Here is a 17305-nt window from a genome sequence, read left to right on the forward strand (position 1 = left end):
TTTATAAATACTTGATGGGATTCGTTATACTCTCCGATAAAGAGACTGCAAAATTAGGAATTTTTTTCGTAAGATAATCAACCAATAAATCTTTTGTAAACTGCTCAGTTTCAAAGTGCCCAATATCGGCAATTACCAGTTGGTCTTCGGCTTGGTAAAATTCGTGGTATTTAATGTCGGCGGTCACAAAAATATTGGCCCCGGATTTCTTGGCGGCACCTATTGCAAAGGCCCCGCTACCGCCTAGAACTGCAACCTTTTTTACCTTGTTTCCCAGTAGTTTGGAATGCCTTACAACAGAAGCATTCATTCTATCTTTTACTAAAAGTAAAAACTCTTTTTCATCCATTTCGGCATCGAGAGTGCCTATCATTCCCATTCCCAAATCTTGATTGCTGTTTTCCAGGGTAAGCACTTCGTAGGCCACTTCTTCGTAGGGGTGAGCATCAAAAAGTGCTTTGAGAATGCTTTTTTCCTTTTCAAAAGTATAAATTACGTTGATTTGCGTCTCTTTTTCAAAATGTACTTCGCCAACTTTTCCAACAGCGGGGTTGGCGCCGTTTCCTGCCTTAAAACTTCCAGTGCCTTCCAAACTATAGCTGCAATTGCTGTACTTCCCAATTTCACCGGCACCAGCAGCAAATAGAGCCATTTTTATAGTATCAGCATCTGCCGAGGGAGCATAAGTGGTCAATTTTTTGATGCTTTTTGTTCTTGGAATCAGGATTTCCGGATTTTTTAGTCCCAAAACTTCGCATATTTTGGCATTGACGCCCATTTTGCTGTTGTCCAAGGCCGTATGCATGCTGTATATCGCAATATTGTGGGCAATGGCTTTGATTACAACACGCTCCACGTAGTTACTTCCAGTTAGCCGTTTTAGCCCTTTGAAAATTATAGGGTGAAAGCTCACAATGAGATTACATTTTTTCTCAATGGCCTCGTCCACCACGTTTTCCAGCGTGTCCAGGGTCACAAGAACACCTTTGACTTCCATGTTTGGGTTTCCAACCAATAAACCTACGTTGTCAAACTCCTCGGCATGGGCCAATGGAGCCAATTCTTCAAGCACTTTTGCTATGTCGTTAACGGTCATTTTAAAAATGTTAAGTGGGCTAAAGATAAAATATTATATTTTCGTTCAATGCTTCAGTTGCTTCGGAAAATAGCGTTCCCGATTTCTTTGGTCTACGCCTTGGTGGTTTATGTGCGAAACTTTTTGTTTGATGCGGGTATTTTTTCATCCAAATCGTACAAAACACCCACCATTTGTGTGGGCAACCTGAGTGTTGGGGGAACCGGGAAAACCCCGATGACAGAATATTTGCTAAGGATATTGACCCACCGAAAGACTGCTGTTTTGAGCCGTGGATATAAGCGGAAATCAAAAGGGTTCTATTTGGCTGGCACTGAAAGTACTGTTTTGGAATTGGGGGATGAACCCTATCAGATCCATCGAAAATTTCCCCAAGTTGCTGTTGCTGTTGATACCGATAGGCGTAATGGTATTGAAAAACTGGAAAGTGAGTTTGATCCTGAAGTTATTGTTTTGGATGATGCTTTTCAACATAGAAAGGTGAAACCCACTTTTTCGATTTTGCTTACCACGTATCATAATTTATATGTGGATGACTGGTATTTGCCCACAGGAAGCCTTCGTGATGCAAAAAAGGAGGCCAAACGTGCGGATTTGATTATTGTTACCAAATGCCCGGACACACTACAAGATGTGGAAAAGAAAAAGGTAATTGATAAGCTCAAGCCTAAACCACATCAAAATGTATTGTTCACGATGTTAAAGTACAATGATTTTGTAACTGATGGGGGAAAGCAAAAAATCCAATTATCAGAATTAAAGGGGAAACCGTTGGCTTTGGTAACCGGTATTGCATCGCCGGAACCTTTGGTGAGATTTTTAAAGTCTGTTGGAATGGTGTTTGAACATTTTGAATTTGGGGACCATCACCACTTTACAGACAGGGAGGTTGAACAATTTAAAGGGTACCAAATGGTGCTGACCACCGAAAAAGACTTTGTGCGTTTGGAAGGAAGGTTACGAAATCTGTACTTTTTGGAAATATCCCACAGTTTTTCCCGCGAAGATGAAGCGGTTTTGAAAAGCTCGCTACAGGCATTATTTTAAACCGAACCTTCCATTTTGCTCCTAAAGATGTTTTCTCCAATTTTTTGATAGAAAACCTCTGGCTTAAATGGTTTGGTGATTACATCGTTACAGCCAGCCTCATAGAAACTTTCCAGGCTGTCATCCAAAGAAATGGCGGTCAATGCAATAATCGGGATGTTTTTGTCAAACTTTCGTATTTGCCGCGTGGCTTCCTCGCCGCTTATGCCCGGCATGTGGATATCCATTAAAATGGCGTCGTAGGTATTTTTTTTGGCCAGGTCAATGGCCTCGTTGCCATTATTGGCAATATCGCAACTAATCTCTTTTTTGGTGAGCATTTTTTTGGTAATCACCTGGTTGATCTTATTGTCTTCCACAACCAATACGTGCAACCCTTTGAACTGGAATTCTTCGGGATTGAGCTCAAAAGAGATTTCTTCCCCTTCTTTGGATTCGTAATCTAGATCCATTTCAAAATAGAAGGAGCTTCCATGGCCTAACTCACTTTCAAGGTGAATGGTGCTTCCAAACAATCCCAAAAGACTTTTAACAATGGTGAGCCCAAGTCCTGTGCCACCATATTCCCTGTTGATTTGTATGGAACCTTGTTCAAAGCTTTCAAAAATATTTTTTTGTTGCTCTTCCGAAATTCCGATTCCATTGTCCCTTACTTCAAAATACAACTTTACCTGGTCTTCATCTTTTTTCAACATTTTGGCCAAGACCTCTACTTTGCCATTTTTGGTAAACTTAAGAGCGTTGCCAACAAGGTTCATAAAAATTTGGGATAGCTTTATGGGGTCTCCCAACAATTTTTTGGGGATGGTGGGGTCGTAATCCAGGATCAGTTTTGTTTTTTTCTCGTGAGCATTTTGTTGGAGCGAATCCACAACATCATCCAGCACTTTGTGCAACTTGAATTCTATGTTGAGGGGTTCCAGTTTTTCTGCATCAATTTTATTGATCTGAAGAATATCGTTGATAAAATTTAGCAGGTATTCCCCCGAGAATTTTAATGACTTTAAATGTTCTTTTTGATGCTCAGAGGGGTTCTCTTCCAATAATAGATGGGTGAGTCCCGTAACGGCATACAAGGGTGTCCTTAGCTCGTGGGTTACTGTTGATAGGAAATTTGTTTTGGCCCGCATAGCAGATACCGCTGCATCCCTTGCCAACTCCAGTTCCTTGTTTTTGGTGTAAAGGAGATCGTTTGTTTTAAGCTTGATTTGATTGTTCCTGAACAATGAAACTGCCAAAAGGGAGATAATTGTTAAAAAGGCAGATGTTAATATGGCGGTTATTTCCGAACGGTTTTTGGATTCACTGAGCTCCTCATTTTTAGCTTGGAGCTTGTTGAGTTCGTTCATTTGGTGGTCGAACCGAATCTTGTCCGCAGCATCGGCATCCAACTTGGCCTTTTCCACATTGAATATGGAATCTTTTATTTGGGCCAAACCTTTGGCATATACGAGGGATTCATCGTAATTGCCGCTAGCTTCGTAAATGCCGGACAATTGTTCGTAGGCAATTTTTATCTCTTTGGAAAAGCCATGCTTTTCCGCTAGTTCCAGAGCAGCTTTGGAGTGGATGATCCCGTCTTCAAGGTCATCCAGGGTCACGCTTATTCTTGCTAATTGTAAGTTGGCCCTTGTGGCCAAATAGGCACGCTCTTTATCATCGGAGTTAACGATTAGGGCATGCAGGTTTTTTACAGCGTCATCGTACTTTTCAATATTGGTGTAGATACTGGCCTCAAGTAAAAGTATATTGTTGGTAAGATTTCTGTTATTGCTAAGTTTTCTGGATTCTTCCAGTTGTTTCAATGCCTGAAAATTATTGCCTTCATCAAACCGCAGTGCGGCATCTAAATACAAGTGGAATGCTTCGCCATAGGAGTATGAGGTATCCCTTAAAAGAATACTGGCCCTGTCCCAGTAAAAAATAGCTGTTTCCCTGTCTCCTTCCTCTAAGAACAGTCGTGCATATTGATGATAGGTGTCCAGTAAAAGTTTGGAATCCTCATTCCTCTCAGCAATATTGGCAGCCTCGTTCAAAGTTTCTAAAGCTTTGTCCACTTTGTTTTCGTGGCGATATTGCATAAACTCATTAAAAATGGTCTTAACATCGGAGGTGGAATTGCCATCACTTTGGGCAAAAGTAAACTGGATGCATAACACTATGCACACTAGAAGCAGCGATTTTTCGCCTATCTTTTTGTTTACAAGGTTGAAGATCAAACGTATTTTTTCTTTATGAGCAAATCTATTAAATCAATAATTCTGGAGCAATATCCAGTTTCGTTGTCATACCATCCAATGATTTTTATCATTTTACCAATCACAGAGGTCATCAAAGAATCAAACGTACAAGAGTAACAACTATTGTTTATGTCGATGGAAACAATAGGGTCTTCGGTATAATTGAGTATGCCTTTTAGGGTACTTTCCGCTTGCTCCCTAAAGGTAGCATTTATTTCCTCAATAGAAGTTTCTTGGAGCACATTGAATGTAATGTCCGTAAGTGAGCCGTTGGGAACGGGAACGCGTATACCACATCCGCCTATCACATCGGATAATTCAGGAAAAATACTTGTTAATGCTTTTGCGGCCCCTGTTGTTGTGGGAATTATGGATTGTCCGGCCGCTCTAGACCTGCGAAGGTCGCGGTGGGGGGCATCGTGCAAGCTCTGGTCCGATGTATAGGAGTGGACAGTTGTGATGTATGCCTGTTCTATACCGCACAATTCATTGATCACCTTGATCATTGGGGCGGCATTGTTGGTGGTGCAGGAGGCATTGGAAATTATTTGATCATCGTTGTTGATGATATTCTCATTAACCCCTAAAACCACCATTTTAATGGATTCATCCAACGGGGGAACGGAAAGAATGACTTTTTTGGCCCCATTTTTTATATGGAATTCCAATTCTTCCTTTGTTTTAAACTTTCCAGTGGATTCTACGACAATATCGACCTTATGAGATTTCCAGTCTATTTCCTTGGGATGATTGTGATTGAGAACGGGTATTTCCCTGTCATCAATAAGAATCAGATTGTCTTTGTGCGATACTTCGGTATTCAATACCCCATGAATGCTGTCATATTTTAATAGATGGGCCAAGGTTTCTGCATTGGCCAAATCGTTTATGGCCACTACTTTGATGTTGGGATGGTTAAGTAAAAGCCTAAAAAGGGTTCTACCGATACGGCCAAAACCATTAATGCCAATGGAGATGTTTTTCATGATAATGGGGAAGGGAGCTAGTGTATGTGTTTGTGTGCTTTATACGATGAACGGACCAAGGCTCCACTTTCCACATGTCTAAAGCCCATTTCCAACCCTATTTCCTCATATTTTTTAAACTGTTCGGGCAAAATAAATTGCTTTACGGGCAAGTGTTTTTTGGAGGGTTGAAGGTACTGGCCAATGGTAACCACATCAACGTCGGCCTTTCTAAGGTCTTCCATAGTGGCGATAACTTCGCTTTCCTCTTCGCCAAGACCGAGCATAATGCCGGATTTGGTTCTTTTTGCTCCGTTCTTCTTTAAATAGTCCAGTACTTCGAGGCTTCTATCATATTTAGCCTGAATCCTGACTTCTCTTGTCAGCCTTTTTACGGTTTCCATGTTATGGGAAATCACTTCCGGGGCTACCTCGATTATCCTGTCCAAATGGTTGGATATTCCTTGGAAATCAGGGATAAGGGTTTCCATGGTGGTTTCTGGGTTCATCCGTCTAACGGCTTTAACGGTCTCTGCCCAAATAATGGACCCCATGTCCTTAAGGTCATCGCGGTCCACAGAAGTGAGCACAGCATGCTTAATGTTCATTATTTTTATGGAACGGGCCACTTTTTCGGGTTCTGCCCAGTCCACTGTTTCCGGTCGGCCGGTTTTTACGCCGCAAAATCCACAGGAGCGGGTACAAATGTTGCCCAAGATCATAAATGTTGCGGTGCCCTCTCCCCAGCACTCACCCATGTTCGGGCAGCTTCCGGAGGTACAAATAGTATGTAGGTCGTATTTATCTACAAGCCCTCTGAGCTGGGTGTATTTTTTGCCCGTAGGGAGCTTAACCCTTAGCCATTTAGGTTTTCCTTTGGGTGGAAGAACGTTTTCTGCAACGCTTGTGCTCATACATAATAAATTTGATGTACAAAGATACGAAACTGGGAAGGAAACTTTGTGCCCTGGAGCAGGTCACTTTTTTTTGATAATCTCTGCCAAAAGTTTTTTGGCCCGGAGCAATTTTACCTTCACATTGTTCACGGGTTCGTTGAGTTCTTTGGCAATATCGGCATAGCTCATTTCCTGAAAATAGCGTAGGTTGATGACCTTTTGGTAATGTGGTTTTAATTTTTTGATGTCCTGTAAGAGATGGGCAAGGTTTTGCTCCGTGATCAAACGGTCCTCGACCGTGGGGGTTTCGTCCAATACTTTTTTAACCTCGTCCCCCCGGGAATCCATTTCGTTCATGAGGCTCCGCTTGCGTTTTCGGAGGAGGTCCACATGAAGGTTTTTGGAAATGGTGATGAGCCACGTCTTAAACTCATATGTTTTATCGTAGGTGTCGATTTTATCAAAGGCCCTGGAAAATGTCCTTATGGTTATGTCCTCTGCGTCATTTTCATTTTTGGTGCGAAGTATCTGAAAACCGTAAACATCGTTCCAAAAAGTGTCCAAGAGTGTACTAAAGGCAATTTGGTTTCCTTCTTTTGCCTTTTGTATAATCTCCTCAATGGAATCGTCGGTTTTTTCCAAAAAAATGAATCTTGCCTAAAAATTAAGAATTATTGGGTGTCGGTAACAGTATCTCTTTTACAATCTTGCTCCTCTGGGAGTTTGCCACAAAATCCGCATGCTTCTCCGTCCTTGTTCAAAAAAGGGCTTTGGCTGGCACATGTTCCGGCGAACTCACCGTTCTTTTTCCCCCAGATTTTAATTGCAATACCTGCAAAGGCAAGGGCCAATAACCCGATGGTAACTAATGCTAACTTCATGTTTTGACTTTTGCACAAAGGTACAAAATACCTTACTAAAGGGCGGAAGGTTTAAGGTTTCTTTAAAGTTGAGCCTTAATATTTGATGTTGGCCACGATATTGTCGACCGATGGGGTGTTGTTACCACCTTTTGGTTCAATGGTAATGTAACTTACCGCATTATCGGCATAAGGAAGCGCAAGAAGTTTATCTTTTTCATCAAAATTCTTGATTACGCCCAAGTTTACCAATTCGCCGTTGACTTCGGCCCACATTTGGAAGCATTTGTCCTCTGGAAGCTCCGGGACATTGCTCACATTGATGTAGGAAAGTTTTTTGACTGGGTTGATGTAAGCGATTGCCTTAAGTTCTTTAGCTTCACGTTCCCCTTTTACTTGGTATTTTTTTGTGGCAGGGTTATTTAGCACAATAAATTGGTTTCTCATATCTGCCAATTGGTCTTTCATGTTGTTTTCCAAATACTTGATTTGGTTGGTGACCATGGTATTTTTTTCTTGAAGCGTTTTGTTTTCGTTCCAAAAGAATAGGGAGGAACCGGCAAAAATCATAATGGCGATACTGGCCGCTACGGCATAGCGCATGTACCTTTTGCTTACCATTGTCTCCTTTTTTGCGCTGGCCAATATGATTTCTTTAAGACCTTCCGGGGTCTTTTTGGCGTACAAATTGGCAAAGGTCTCCAGGTTTTTTTGGAGCATATCGTAAGTTTTCCTTACTTCGGGATACATGGCGATATATCTTTCGGCCTTTTGGGATTCTTCTTTAGTGGTATCTCCCAAAAGGTATTTTTCCAAGATATCGGATTCTAAAAATATTTTAACTTTCTCTTTCATGGTAATAGATTTAATAAAAGGAGCAAAGCCATGGTTGTACCGTAAATTTTTCCAAGTTCCCTTAGCCCGATTTTTAATCGGGACTTTATGGTTCCCAAGGGAATGTCCAATTCATCACTTGCCTCCTGCTGCGTCATTCCCTCAAAAAACAGGGCTTCAAGAACAATCCTATACTTATCTTCAATCTTGTCCAAGTTTTCTTGGATGTCCAGATGTTCCGGGTTAATAGCCTTCACTCCAACATTATATACGTCTGAAACGTCGATTTGGATTTCCTTGTCCGATTTATTATTGACGCTACGCAATTTATCTATGGCTGTATTTCGCACAATTCGAAATAGCCAGGTAAAAAGCTTGGCTTTTGAGGCATCGTAACTATCAGCTTTTTTCCAGATTTTGATAAAACTTTCCTGGAGCACATCTTGGGCCAAATCTTCATCTTTTACCACTTTAAAAGCAACACCGAAAAGTGTATCGCCATAATTTTCGTAGAGTAGGGAAATAGCCTTATCGTCTTTTTCCGCAAGGAGTGAAACAATATGTCTCTCGATCAATGTGCTCATTAATGATGCTTTTGGTAAAATTTTTTAAGGGACCAAAATCTAAAATAGGATTTATCTCGTATATAAAACAAAGCTAAGACAGAAAAAGCATTTTGTCTTTGTTCATTTTGAATAGAAATAAAGGGGTGTCATAACCCTGATAACATTCATAAATTTGGTTAGTTTGGTTTGGTATAACCCTCGTTATTGACTTCAATGCGGGGGTTATTTTATTATGTTCACCTCTGGCTGAATTTTTATTTTGAAGGTTTTCTGTACTTCATCTTGAATTTTTTTGGCCAATTGAAGTATTTCCTTGCCTGTTGCTTTGCCGTGATTCACCAAGACCAAGGCTTGTTTATCGTGTACGGCTGCATCACCAAACCGTTTTCCCTTAAACCCGCACTGCTCAATGAGCCAACCGGCTGGAATTTTATATTGATTCTCGTCCATCTCATAAAAAGGTGCATTGGGGTTCTTTTTAATGAATTTATCAATTGCTTTTTTGGAAATAATAGGATTCTTAAAAAAACTACCGCTGTTTCCAATTTCCTTGGGGTCGGGCAGTTTGCTCTTTCGAATGGCGATCACGGCATCGGAAATATCTTGTATGGTCGGATGCACAATTCCTTTGTTCTTCAGTTCGTTCTCAATGGAGCCATACCCCGTGTGCAGCACATGATCTTTCTTGGTAAGTCTTAAAACCACCGAAGTAATAATGAATTTATCCTTTGCTTTGTTTTTAAAGATGGAATCCCGGTAACCAAACTTACATGCTTCCTTGTCAAAACCTTCCAGTTCCCCAGTTTTCACATCCATGGCGGCACAGCTCACAAAAACATCTTTGAGTTCCACACCATAGGCACCAATGTTTTGGATGGGCGCAGTACCCACGTTCCCTGGGATCAACGAAAGGTTTTCGAGTCCACCATAATCCAGTTTCAGGCTCCACATTACCAATTCATGCCAATTTTCACCGGCCATTACCTTCACCTCCACACTGTTTTCGTCTTCCTCGACAATGGTAATGCCCTTGAGGTTAATGTGCATCACAAGGGCATCAATATCCTTGGTGAGCAACATATTGCTTCCGCCACTTATAATAAACTTTTTTGGGTACGCTTTCAGCTCCAATGCTTTCTGGAGTTGAACCAGTCCGGTAATTTTAACAAAAAACCGTGCTTTTACATCAATACCAAAGGTATTGTAATTTTTTAAGGATATGTTTTCCTGTATGTTCACTGGTTGTTGTACTCTGTTAAGGCTTTGCCCAAAATTTGGACAGCCCTTACAAGTTGCTCTTTTTCGAGCACATAGGCAATTCTAATCTGATTTTTTCCCAAACCTGGTGTGGCATAAAAGCCTGCTGCGGGAGCCACCATCACGGTTTTTCCATCAACTTCAAAACTTTCCAACAACCATTGAGCAAAGTGATCGGCATCATCAATAGGAAGTTCTGCCACACAGTAAAAAGCACCTTGCGGAGTGGCCACTTTTACACCTTCCAACTTGTTGAGTTCGGTAATCAATAGATTTCTTCTCGAAACATATTCCTCGATTACATCATCAAAATATTCTTGTGGGGTTTCCAATGCCGCTTCACTTGCAATTTGGGCAAAAGTTGGTGGAGAAAGTCTTGCTTGGGCAAATTTCATTGCAGTTGCTATTACTTTGGTGTTTTTGGATATCAAACAACCAATCCGTGCCCCGCACATACTGTAACGCTTGGAAACGGAGTCTACCACAATGGCGTGTTCTTCCAGCCCATCAACCTGAAGAATGGAGTAATGTTCCCTTCCGTCGTAGGTGAATTCGCGGTACACTTCATCTGCCACCAAAAAAAGGTTGTGTTTTATTACTAATTCCGCCAATTGATGGATTTCTTCTTTGCTATAAAGATATCCAGTAGGATTCCCAGGGTTGCAAATAAGGATGGCCTTTGTTTTTGGGGTGATAAGCTCTTCAAACTTGGAAATGGGAGGGAGGGCAAAATTATTTTCTATAGACGATGCAATAGGTTTTACTTTAACCCCTGCAGCGGTGGCAAAACCGTTATAGTTGGCATAAAATGGCTCAGGTATAATGATTTCGTCATCGTTATCCATAATGGATCCCATGGTAAACGATAATGCTTCCGACCCTCCTGTGGTTACAATAATATCTTCCGCATCAACAAAAATATCGCGTTTTGCATAGTACGCGGCAATTTTTTGACGGTATTCTTCCGAACCCTGCGTCATACTGTACTCAAGAACTTCGATATTGTGGTTCCTCACGGCATCCAAAGCCACTTTTGGTGTTTTAATATCAGGCTGTCCAATGTTGAGGTGGATTACATGGGTTCCTCGTTTTTTGGCAGTCTCTGCGTAGGGTACCAATTTACGGATGGGCGATGCGGGCATTTGTGTCCCTTTCTTCGAGATACTAGGCATGTGCTAAAGTTTTCGCAAAAATGAGAAAACCAACTATCGAAAACAACAACTTTAAGGAATAATTACTTGCTTATTAAAATGTTAAATTAAGATGAGGTTTGAAGGCAAATATGTATATTTAATAAGTATGACTAGTTGAAATTAAGCATGTTGAGGAAGAAAGCCATCTTTTTTACACTTCTTTTATTTGTGCCCTTGTTTATTTGGGCGCAAGGATATCGATTGCCCGAAGGTGAAAAATTTCAAAAGATAAAGTTTGAGCTCATCAACAACCTTATTATAATTCCAGTAGAGGTAAATGGTACAGAGCTCACCTTTATTTTGGATTCTGGGGTGAGTAAGCCCATACTTTTTAATCTTTCCGAGTCAGATTCCATACCGATAAACAATGTTTCCGAAGTCACCATTCGTGGTCTTGGTGGAGGAGAACCGATGAAGGCCCTAAGTTCCAAAAACAATGCGTTTAAACTTGGTGAGGCTAGAAATTACTCCCAAGACCTTTATGTGGTTTTGGATCGGGGGATCAATTTTTCAACATCCCTTGGGATTCCCGTGCATGGAATTATGGGGTACGATCTTTTCAGGGACTTTATTGTTGAAGTAAAATATAATTCCAAAAAGATAAAACTGCACAATCCAGAATTGTACCAATATAAGGATAGAAGAAAAACACAGACCCTACCGCTTACCGTAGAAAAAAGAAAAGCTTATGTGGAAGGCACGGTGCTAATGAAGGATACCGCAAATGTACCGGTTAAATTATTGGTAGATACCGGAAGTAGTGATGCCCTGTGGCTGTTTCCGGCACCCGAAAAAGGACTGGAAATACCAGAGAAGAATTATGAGGACCACCTTGGAAGAGGACTGAGCGGTGATATTTTTGGAAAACGAAGTAAAATCAATGGGGTTCGGATAGGCGACTTTGAGCTTGAAGAAGCCAAAGTAGCATTTCCGTACCTTGAATCTTTTCAGGGATTGGAAAGTATGGGCGATCGTAATGGCAGTTTGGGGGGTGAAGTCCTCAAGCGTTTCAATATCGTTTTCGATTATGCCCGGGGCCTGGTTACTTTAAGGAAAAATGGAAACTTCAAAGACCCCTTCCAATATAATTTAGCAGGAATAGACTTGCAGCACAACGGTTTGCGTTATATAGCAGAAAGTATCGCCGATGTGAATGGAATTGTGAAAGAGGATGATGCGGATACTTTTGGGAATGTCCAAATTTTATTGGAAAACAAGACCCGTTTAAGTCTTGTTCCCGAAATAGTAGTATCAGGTATTCGTGCGGGAAGCCCCGCTGCAGAGGCAGGATTACGTGAGGGTGACGTGATTTTAGCGGTTAACGGAAAAAGAGTCCATAAGTACAAGCTTCAGGAAATCCTTAAAATGATCAACGAAAGAGAAGGAAAGCGGATAAAAGTATTGATCGAACGATACAACAGGGATTTGCTGTTCACCTTTGTCCTTAAAAAGATGTTTGACGACGACGACTAATTAAGAAACAAAAAGCCCCAAAACCAATTGGTTTTGGGGCTTTTAAAATATATTTTCTTTTTCCTTATTTCGCTCCAGGATTTTTAACGGTACCCTTAATTTTCAAAACTTTTGTGGGCGTATCCGCATTGGAGGTCACAGTAATGGCCTTTCTAATGGGGCCAACTCTATTGGTGTCATATTTCACTTCTATTTTACCAGTTTTCCCGGGCATAATAGGTTCTTCTGGCTTTTTTGGGATAGTACATCCACAGCTAGATCTAACGTTGCTGATTACCAAAGGGGCATCACCAGTGTTGGTAAATTCAAAAACACGAACACCATCGCTACCTCTTTCGATTTCTCCGTAATCAATGGTCTCGCTTTTAAATTCGATTTTAGCAGTCTCCTGAGCGTAAATCCCTAAGGATAAAAGCCCTACAAACAGCATGAGTACAGTTTTTTTCATCATTTTTGGTTTTTGGGTGAACTTCAAATGTAGATGTTTTGATACCTGCATCCAAAATTCTTTTGTTATAGAATAACGTTACTTATTTTTGTTTCGTATTTCTGGATTGGCTCTCATCCGAAGAATAGCGTAAAAATTAACATTTAGCTTTCCCTTCAAAAATCCAATCACAGTCCAATTGAACAAAAACTGTACCGAAAAATGGAGATTCCATCAAAATATGACCCAAAAAGGGTTGAAGAGCACTGGTATGCCTACTGGTCCGAGCATAAATATTTCAGCTCCAAACCGGATGAAAGGGAGCCGTATACCATAGTAATCCCGCCACCAAACGTGACTGGGGTACTTCATATGGGACATATGCTCAACAATACCATACAAGATGTTCTTATCCGAAGAGCCAGACTCTTGGGGAAAAATGCCTGTTGGGTACCGGGAATGGACCACGCCTCCATAGCCACTGAGGCCAAGGTGGTTGCCAAACTTAAAGCTGATGGTATTGACAAATCAAAATTGTCCCGCGATGAATTTCTAAAACATGCATGGGATTGGACCAACGAGTACGGAGGGGTAATCCTTCAACAATTAAAAAAATTGGGCTGCTCCTGCGATTGGGACCGTACCAAGTTCACAATGGATGACGATATGTCAGCCTCGGTAATCAAGGTTTTTGTTGATTTATATAATAAAGGCTTGATTTACAGGGGGTATCGAATGGTGAATTGGGATCCTGAAGCGAAGACCACGCTTTCTGATGAGGAGGTAATCTATGAAGAACGACAAGGTAACCTGTATTATTTATCCTATGCCATTGAAGGCTCGGACGAGAAAGTGACCATTGCCACCACCCGTCCAGAGACCATTTTGGGCGATACCGCAATCTGTATCAACCCAAACGATGAAAGATACCGTCATTTAAAGGGCAAAAAGGCCATTGTTCCTATTTGCGATAGGGTAATTCCTATTATTGAAGACGAATATGTGGACGTTGAATTTGGTACAGGATGCCTAAAAGTAACTCCTGCACACGACGAGAACGATAAAAATCTGGGAGATAAACACAATTTGGATGTAGTGGATATCTTCAATGAAGATGCAACCCTGAACTCATTTGGACTTCATTACGAAGGGAAAGACCGTTTTGTGGTGCGAAAAGAAATCGTCAAAGAACTGGATGAAAAGGGATATCTGGTAAAGACCGAGCAGCACACCAACAAAGTGGGTACATCTGAAAGGACTAAGGCCGTAATCGAGCCACGACTTTCGGACCAATGGTTCCTAAAAATGGAAAACATGGCCAAACCTGCTCTCGAAGGCGTTTTGAAGACCAAGGATGTAAAATTGTACCCTTCCAAGTTTGAAAACACCTACCGCCACTGGATGGAAAACATACGCGATTGGAACATATCCCGTCAATTGTGGTGGGGACAGCAAATCCCTGCGTATTATTATGGGGATGGCAAAGAGGATTTCGTGGTGGCCGAAACTCCGGGCGAAGCATTGGAATTGGCAAAAACCAAGAATCCAAAGATTCAAATGTCCGACTTACGCCAAGATCCCGATGTTTTGGATACCTGGTTCTCATCGTGGTTGTGGCCCATAAGTGTGTTTGGCGGTATTTTGGAGCCGGACAATGAAGAGGTGAATTACTATTACCCGACCAGTGACTTGGTTACGGGACCCGATATTTTGTTTTTCTGGGTAGCCCGTATGATCATGGCCGGATACGAATACCGAGGAGAACGGCCTTTTGAAAATGTGTACCTAACCGGATTGGTTCGTGACAAACAGCGCCGAAAAATGTCCAAATCGTTGGGAAACTCGCCAGATGCCTTAAAACTGATTGAAGATTTTGGTGCCGATGGTGTTCGTGTTGGACTTTTGTTGAGTTCCGCAGCGGGTAACGATCTATTGTTTGATGAGGCACTTTGCCAGCAAGGAGCCAACTTTGCTAATAAAATTTGGAACGCTTTCCGATTGGTAAAAGGATGGGAAGTGGCGGATATTCCGCAGCCCGAAGCCGCACAAAAGGGAATTGAATGGTACAAGGCCAAGTTCAATCAGACTTTAGTGGAAATTGAAGACCACTTTTCTAAATACCGCATTTCCGATGCCTTGATGGCCACGTACAAATTGGTCTGGGACGATTTCTGTTCTTGGTTGTTGGAGATTGTTAAACCTGAATATCAAAAGCCGATTGACCAGAAAACGTATAATGAGGTATTGGGTCTTTTTGAGGAAAACCTAAAATTGTTGCATCCGTTTATGCCCTTCTTAACGGAAGAAGTTTGGCAACATATCGCCGAGCGTACTCCAGAAGATGCGTTAATTGTAGCGCAATGGCCAAAAGCTAAAGAAGTGAATTCAGCCCTAATTGCCGAGTTCGAATTCGCTTCCGAGGTAATTTCTGGGATACGGACCATCAGAAAAGAGAAAAACATTCCGCAAAAAGATACTTTGGAGCTCTTTATGTTGAATGGTGAAAAAGTGGGCAATCAAATGGATGCCATCATCCTAAAATTGGGAAATCTGTCAAAAATGGAGGCAGTGGATACCAGTTTGGAGGGTGCTTTGACCTTTAGGGTAAAGAGTAACGAATATTTTATTCCAATTAGTGGAGCCATCGATGTGGAAGCAGAAATTGCCAAGATTACCGAAGAGCTAAATTACACCAAAGGGTTTTTAAAATCTGTGGAAAAGAAGTTGAGCAATGAGCGTTTTGTGAACAATGCCCCTGAAAAAGTGGTGGCCATGGAACGCAAAAAAGCGGCCGATGCCGAAGCCAAGATTGAAACCTTGGAAAAGAGTTTGGCTAGTTTAAAATAACCTTTGGTTATAAATGGGCTTGATTTTGAAAAAGGTCTAAAACGTAACAAAAGTTTAAATTTGTCAGGTTGAGCGCAGTCTAAATCCATTGATTATCAATATGTTTTAGGTTTTCGACTGCGTTCGAACTGACAGATAACAAGCTTTTAGAGTTCCTCTTTTCTCATTATTTTTCATACTTTGGAAAATATTAGAACCAACAATACAATTACCAATGAAAAACCTCAATAGAAGAAGTTTTATCCAAAAAACTTCATTGACCGCGGCAGCAATTTCCATAGCCCCAACGTATTTAAAAGCCAATTCAGAAAGACCGCTTTCATCAACGTACATGGGTGGATTTGTAGCCCCTAAATTGGAAAAAGTGCGCGCTGCATTTATCGGGGTAGGAGCCAGGGGAGGAACCCATGCCAAGTTTTTTGCTGCATTGGAAGGAACCGAAGTCGTCGCCATCTGTGATTTATACGAGGATTTAGTGAAAGAAAAGACCCAATGGGTAAAAGAGGCCGGCGGACCTGGCCGACATGAAAATATAGCCCAATACTGGGGCGAAGAGGACAAGTGGCGTACCATGCTCAAAGAGGTAAAGCCCAATGTGGTGTTCATTGCCACGAACTGGGTAAATCACGCACCTATGGCCATCGGTGCCATGGAAAACGGGGCACACGCCTTTGTTGAGGTGCCAATCGCTACCACCATCCAAGATATGTGGGATATTGTGGATGCCAGCGAACGAACCCAAAAGCATTGCATGATGCTGGAAAACGTAAATTACAGTCGTGATGAGCTGATGTTCCTCAATATGTGCAGGCAAGGTGTGGTTGGTGAAATTTTGCACGGCGAAGCAGCCTACATTCACGAACTGCGCTGGCAGATGGAAGAGCAGGAGCGGGGCACGGGTTCTTGGAGGACGCCCCACTATGCCAAACGGAACGGAAACTTGTACCCGACCCACGGTTTGGGCCCTGTTGCCCAGTATATGAGCTTGGCGAGACAAGAAGATACCTTTGGCAGTTTGGTTTCTTTCTCTACGCCCGCAAGAGGACGCGAGCTGTATGCAGAAAAAAATTATCCAGCCGATCATAAATGGAACAAACTCGATTTTAAAGGAGGAGATTTGAACACATCCATTATCAAAACCCACTTTGGAAAAACCATTATGGTGCAATGGGACGAGACCAGCCCAAGACCCTATTCCCGATTAAATCTGGTGCAGGGAACCAAAGGTGCGTTGGCAGGATTTCCAACCCGGGTGGCTCTTGAAGGCGGAGTGGAAGGACTCACGGAAGACCACCATTCTTGGGTACAAGGGGAACAATTGGAAAAATTATACGAAAAATACGATCATCCACTCTACAAACGATTGAACGAAGCTGCCAAGGGCAGTGGGCATGGAGGGATGGATGGTATTATGGTGTATCGAATCGTGGAATGCCTGCAAAAAGGACTTCCGTTGGACCAAAATGTATACGAAGGATGTTTGTGGAGCGCAGTTGCGCCATTAAGTGAACGCTCCGTAGCAAGTGGTGGTGCACCACAGCCTTTTCCCGACTTTACAAGAGGCAATTGGAAAGAAACAGCACCACTGGAAATAATAAGTTAAG

The 17305-nt window shown here is 41.9% G+C and carries 15 protein-coding genes; 4 read left to right on the top strand and 11 right to left on the bottom strand.

Annotated features, from left to right (window positions below; genetic code table 11):
* Window position 1 precedes the first annotated feature (1 nt).
* Window positions 2-1096 carry a Nif3-like dinuclear metal center hexameric protein gene (locus AC13CS_RS03880; RefSeq protein ID WP_482888444.1) on the bottom strand — a complete coding sequence of 365 codons (1095 nt, stop codon included), beginning with the start codon at window positions 1094-1096 and terminating at the stop codon, window positions 2-4.
* Between the two features lie 48 nt (window positions 1097-1144).
* Here AC13CS_RS03880 and lpxK point away from each other — a divergent pair, with 48 nt between their 5' ends.
* Window positions 1145-2143, top strand: coding sequence for a tetraacyldisaccharide 4'-kinase (gene lpxK, locus AC13CS_RS03885; protein ID WP_482888445.1), 999 nt, complete (start codon window positions 1145-1147; stop codon window positions 2141-2143).
* On the opposite strand, the gene AC13CS_RS03890 is transcribed toward lpxK, so the two are convergent.
* The 9 genes from AC13CS_RS03890 to AC13CS_RS03930 all read right to left on the bottom strand — a co-directional run bounded on the left by AC13CS_RS03890 (window position 2140) and on the right by AC13CS_RS03930 (window position 10933).
* The gene (locus tag AC13CS_RS03890) at window positions 2140-4320 is read right to left on the bottom strand and encodes a response regulator (RefSeq protein ID WP_482888550.1); all 2181 of its coding nucleotides are present in this window, start codon (window positions 4318-4320) and stop codon (window positions 2140-2142) included. The genes lpxK and AC13CS_RS03890 overlap by 4 nt on opposite strands.
* A gap of 38 nt (window positions 4321-4358) precedes the next feature.
* On the bottom strand, window positions 4359-5369 hold the full coding sequence (gene gap / locus AC13CS_RS03895; RefSeq protein ID WP_163625120.1) for a type I glyceraldehyde-3-phosphate dehydrogenase: 1011 nt from the start codon (window positions 5367-5369) through the stop codon (window positions 4359-4361).
* Window positions 5370-5386: 17 nt separating this feature from the next.
* A complete protein-coding gene (lipA, locus tag AC13CS_RS03900; protein WP_482888446.1) occupies window positions 5387-6262 on the bottom strand; it encodes a lipoyl synthase in 876 nt (291 codons plus the stop codon).
* A gap of 63 nt (window positions 6263-6325) precedes the next feature.
* The gene (locus AC13CS_RS03905; protein WP_293168715.1) at window positions 6326-6886 is read right to left on the bottom strand and encodes an RNA polymerase sigma factor; all 561 of its coding nucleotides are present in this window, start codon (window positions 6884-6886) and stop codon (window positions 6326-6328) included.
* Between the two features lie 29 nt (window positions 6887-6915).
* A complete protein-coding gene (locus tag AC13CS_RS03910) occupies window positions 6916-7125 on the bottom strand; it encodes a membrane or secreted protein (protein ID WP_293168713.1) in 210 nt (69 codons plus the stop codon).
* Window positions 7126-7200: 75 nt separating this feature from the next.
* Window positions 7201-7959: an anti-sigma factor domain-containing protein gene (locus AC13CS_RS03915; protein ID WP_482888448.1), complete on the bottom strand. Its 759-nt coding sequence runs from the start codon at window positions 7957-7959 to the stop codon at window positions 7201-7203.
* On the bottom strand, window positions 7956-8522 hold the full coding sequence (locus AC13CS_RS03920) for an RNA polymerase sigma factor (protein WP_482888449.1): 567 nt from the start codon (window positions 8520-8522) through the stop codon (window positions 7956-7958). The genes AC13CS_RS03915 and AC13CS_RS03920 overlap by 4 nt, the downstream gene beginning before the upstream one ends.
* A gap of 204 nt (window positions 8523-8726) precedes the next feature.
* Window positions 8727-9743: a UDP-N-acetylmuramate dehydrogenase gene (gene murB / locus AC13CS_RS03925; RefSeq protein WP_482888450.1), complete on the bottom strand. Its 1017-nt coding sequence runs from the start codon at window positions 9741-9743 to the stop codon at window positions 8727-8729.
* On the bottom strand, window positions 9740-10933 hold the full coding sequence (locus AC13CS_RS03930; RefSeq protein ID WP_482888451.1) for a pyridoxal phosphate-dependent aminotransferase: 1194 nt from the start codon (window positions 10931-10933) through the stop codon (window positions 9740-9742). Before AC13CS_RS03930 ends, murB begins: the two co-directional genes overlap by 4 nt.
* A 147-nt stretch (window positions 10934-11080) precedes the next feature.
* Here AC13CS_RS03930 and AC13CS_RS03935 point away from each other — a divergent pair, with 147 nt between their 5' ends.
* Window positions 11081-12427, top strand: coding sequence for an aspartyl protease family protein (locus AC13CS_RS03935; protein WP_482888452.1), 1347 nt, complete (start codon window positions 11081-11083; stop codon window positions 12425-12427).
* A gap of 64 nt (window positions 12428-12491) precedes the next feature.
* Here AC13CS_RS03935 and AC13CS_RS03940 read toward each other — a convergent pair whose 3' ends face one another.
* Window positions 12492-12878 (bottom strand): DUF1573 domain-containing protein, encoded by a 387-nt coding sequence (locus tag AC13CS_RS03940; RefSeq protein ID WP_482888453.1) that lies wholly within the window; start codon window positions 12876-12878, stop codon window positions 12492-12494.
* Window positions 12879-13076: 198 nt separating this feature from the next.
* Here AC13CS_RS03940 and AC13CS_RS03945 point away from each other — a divergent pair, with 198 nt between their 5' ends.
* Both AC13CS_RS03945 and AC13CS_RS03950 read left to right on the top strand, forming a co-directional pair.
* A complete protein-coding gene (locus tag AC13CS_RS03945) occupies window positions 13077-15701 on the top strand; it encodes a valine--tRNA ligase (RefSeq protein WP_482888454.1) in 2625 nt (874 codons plus the stop codon).
* A gap of 214 nt (window positions 15702-15915) precedes the next feature.
* Window positions 15916-17304, top strand: a complete 1389-nt coding sequence (locus AC13CS_RS03950; protein ID WP_293168699.1) for a Gfo/Idh/MocA family oxidoreductase — start codon at window positions 15916-15918, stop codon at window positions 17302-17304.
* The last annotated feature ends 1 nt before the right edge of the window (window position 17305 follow it).

Source organism: Flagellimonas sp. B-3 (genome assembly GCF_056857835.1).

Bases quoted from the DNA above. Each gene is read 5' to 3' on its own strand.
- AC13CS_RS03950 (WP_293168699.1), top strand. From the start codon at position 15,916: ATGAAAAACCTCAATAGAAGAAGTTTTATCCAAAAAACTTCATTGACC.
- gap (WP_163625120.1), bottom strand. From the start codon at position 5,369: ATGAAAAACATCTCCATTGGCATTAATGGTTTTGGCCGTATCGGTAGA.
- lipA (WP_482888446.1), bottom strand. From the start codon at position 6,262: ATGAGCACAAGCGTTGCAGAAAACGTTCTTCCACCCAAAGGAAAACCT.
- AC13CS_RS03935 (WP_482888452.1), top strand. From the start codon at position 11,081: ATGTTGAGGAAGAAAGCCATCTTTTTTACACTTCTTTTATTTGTGCCC.
- AC13CS_RS03915 (WP_482888448.1), bottom strand. From the start codon at position 7,959: ATGAAAGAGAAAGTTAAAATATTTTTAGAATCCGATATCTTGGAAAAA.
- AC13CS_RS03940 (WP_482888453.1), bottom strand. From the start codon at position 12,878: ATGATGAAAAAAACTGTACTCATGCTGTTTGTAGGGCTTTTATCCTTA.
- AC13CS_RS03930 (WP_482888451.1), bottom strand. From the start codon at position 10,933: ATGCCTAGTATCTCGAAGAAAGGGACACAAATGCCCGCATCGCCCATC.
- AC13CS_RS03945 (WP_482888454.1), top strand. From the start codon at position 13,077: ATGGAGATTCCATCAAAATATGACCCAAAAAGGGTTGAAGAGCACTGG.
- AC13CS_RS03910 (WP_293168713.1), bottom strand. From the start codon at position 7,125: ATGAAGTTAGCATTAGTTACCATCGGGTTATTGGCCCTTGCCTTTGCA.
- AC13CS_RS03880 (WP_482888444.1), bottom strand. From the start codon at position 1,096: ATGACCGTTAACGACATAGCAAAAGTGCTTGAAGAATTGGCTCCATTG.
- AC13CS_RS03920 (WP_482888449.1), bottom strand. From the start codon at position 8,522: ATGAGCACATTGATCGAGAGACATATTGTTTCACTCCTTGCGGAAAAA.
- lpxK (WP_482888445.1), top strand. From the start codon at position 1,145: ATGCTTCAGTTGCTTCGGAAAATAGCGTTCCCGATTTCTTTGGTCTAC.